Source organism: Novosphingobium sp. (assembly GCF_041915465.1).
In the GTDB taxonomy this organism is placed as follows: Bacteria; Pseudomonadota; Alphaproteobacteria; order Sphingomonadales; family Sphingomonadaceae; genus Novosphingobium.
In genome coordinates this window covers 1-2342 of record NZ_JAYSBK010000187.1, presented here as the reverse complement: position 1 = coordinate 2342, position 2342 = coordinate 1, and the positions used below count along the sequence as shown (strand labels likewise).

Sequence of the window (2342 nt, the reverse complement as noted above, 5' to 3'; positions counted from 1 at the left end):
CGTTTCCGCCATTATGGCGCCGGTCACGATGGACAGCGCGGGCGGGCTGTTCCATCAGGTGCAACTACGTGATTCTGCGGGGGGTTTGCTTGGTCGCACTGGTCCAGACGGTGGCCTATCTGGGGCTTGAGGCGCGCAGCGTCGAAGTGCAATGCCAGATCGCGCCCGGCTTGCCGCGCTTCAACCTGGTCGGCCTGCCGGACAAGGCCGTGAACGAAAGCCGCGAGCGGGTTCATGCCGCGCTCGCCGCGATGGGGCTGTCGCTGCCGCCCAAGCGGATCACGATCAACCTTTCCCCGGCCGACCTGCCCAAGGAAGGCTCGCACTATGACCTGCCGATCGCGCTGGCGCTGCTGGCGGCGATGGGGGTCACCGATGCCGAGCAGTTGAACGACTTCATTGCCGTGGGCGAACTGGCGCTCGATGGGCGGGTGGTTGCCTCGCCGGGCGTGCTGTTGGCGGCGCTCCATGCCTCGGCCGAGGACAAGGGGCTGATCTGTCCCGCCGCGCAGGGGGCAGAGGCCAGCTGGGCGAGCGGGGTGCCGGTGGTGGCCGCGCCGGACCTGGTCAGCCTGCTCAACCACCTCAAAGGCGTGCAGCAACTGCCCGCACCGGTGCCAGGGATCGCCGAGGAGCCGGACCACGGGCCGGACCTCAGGCAAGTGAAGGGTCAGGAAACGGCCAAGCGCGCGCTCGAAATCGCGGCGGCGGGCGGCCACAACCTGTTGCTGATCGGGCTGCCGGGGGCGGGCAAGTCACTGCTCGCCTCGTGCCTGCCCGGCATCCTTCCACCTTTGACAGCGGCCGAGGCACTCGAAACCTCGATGGTCGCCTCGGTCGCTGGCGTACTGGAAGAGGGCCGGATCAGCCGGACGCGCCCGTTTCGCGCGCCGCACCATTCGGCCTCGATGGCGGCGCTGACCGGCGGCGGGCTGAAGGTGAAGCCGGGGGAGGTCAGCCTGGCGCACCTTGGCGTGCTGTTCCTCGACGAGCTGCCCGAATTCCAGCGCGCCGTGCTCGATTCGCTGCGCCAGCCGCTCGAGACGGGCGAGGTGACTGTGGCGCGCGCCAATGCCCATGTGACCTTTCCGGCGCGGGTTCAGCTGGTGGCGGCGATGAACCCTTGCCGCTGCGGCTATCTTGGCGATCCGGCACTGGGCTGCAGCCGCGCCCCGCGTTGCGGCGCCGATTACCAGAGCAAGGTATCGGGTCCGCTGCTCGACCGGATCGACCTCCACGTCGAAGTCGATCCGGTCAGCGCCAGCGATCTGGCCCTGCCGCCGCCCGCCGAGGGCAGCGCCGAAGTCTCCGCACGGGTCGCTGCGGCGCGCGCGGTGCAGGTTGCGCGGCTGGAAGGGACCGGGCGGCGCAGCAATGCGGAACTCGATGGGGACTTGCTGGATACCCACGCCACCCCGGATGAGGCCGGGCGCAAGCTCTTGTTGCAGGCGGCAGAGGCGATGCGGCTATCGGCGCGCGGCTATACGCGGATCCTGCGTGTGGCCCGCACGATTGCGGACCTTGCCGGAAACGAGGGGATCGGGCGAATCCACGTGGCCGAAGCGCTCAGCTACCGCCGGATCGCACCGCGGGCGTGATGTTCTAGAGGACGTTCAGCTTCGGGCGGACATCGCCTTCGCTGGCCGGGGACTTGCCGATGTCGGCGCGGTCGCGCCATTCGAGTTCCCAGACGCTGAGCAGGCGGCCATCGTGGGCGTGAATTCCGATCGGGGCGATCGGCAGGCCATCGCGTTCGTCGCACAGTACCGGGTTGCTGGGCACGCCGCAGGCATACTTTTCACCCCACTGGCGCAGGGCGAGCATGGCGGGGAGCAGGTCGAGCCCCTTCTCGGTCAGGCGGTATTCGATCTTGCGCCGATCATCGGGCAGCGGTTCGCGCTTCATGATGCCGTGTTCGACCAGCCGGGCAAGACGATTGGAAAGGATATTCCGGGCAATGCCCAGCGCGCCGAGGAACTCCTCGAAGTGGTGCAGGCCGTTGAAGGCCGCGCGCAGGATCATGAAGGACCAGCGTTCACCCATGACTTCCAGCGCGGAAGGCAGGCCGCAGCTTTGCGCGTCATCACCCAGTGGTTCGTGCAGTTTACCCATCGTCGTCCCCTTACCCGGTCAAAGACTAGCGCAAAGTGGCTTTGCATCCGACAAAAAAATCTTTGCTGCAATGCACAGTTTCTAGTTGCAACTGAATACCTACCGAACTAGGTAGCGATTCGCAACGCAAAATCGAGCATCCCCTCCCAGGAACTCCCCGATTGGTGCGTGCAGAGAAAACGTAAGGGGAAATATCATGACTGCCATTTGCTCGGCTCCGCTGACCCGTA

General features: G+C 66.6%; 2 protein-coding genes. One reads left to right on the top strand and one right to left on the bottom strand.

Features of this window, described 5'->3' with window-relative positions; translation table 11 throughout:
- Positions 1 to 89: 89 nt before the first annotated feature.
- Entirely contained in the window at positions 90 to 1598 is a 1509-nt protein-coding gene (locus tag ACE3SN_RS16810; protein WP_374531984.1) for a YifB family Mg chelatase-like AAA ATPase, read from the top strand.
- A gap of 4 nt (positions 1599 to 1602) precedes the next feature.
- Here the strand turns inward: ACE3SN_RS16810 and ACE3SN_RS16805 are convergent, their stop codons facing one another.
- The gene (locus ACE3SN_RS16805) at positions 1603 to 2112 is read right to left on the bottom strand and encodes a winged helix-turn-helix transcriptional regulator (RefSeq protein ID WP_374531982.1); all 510 of its coding nucleotides are present in this window, start codon (positions 2110 to 2112) and stop codon (positions 1603 to 1605) included.
- Positions 2113 to 2342: the final 230 nt, after the last annotated feature.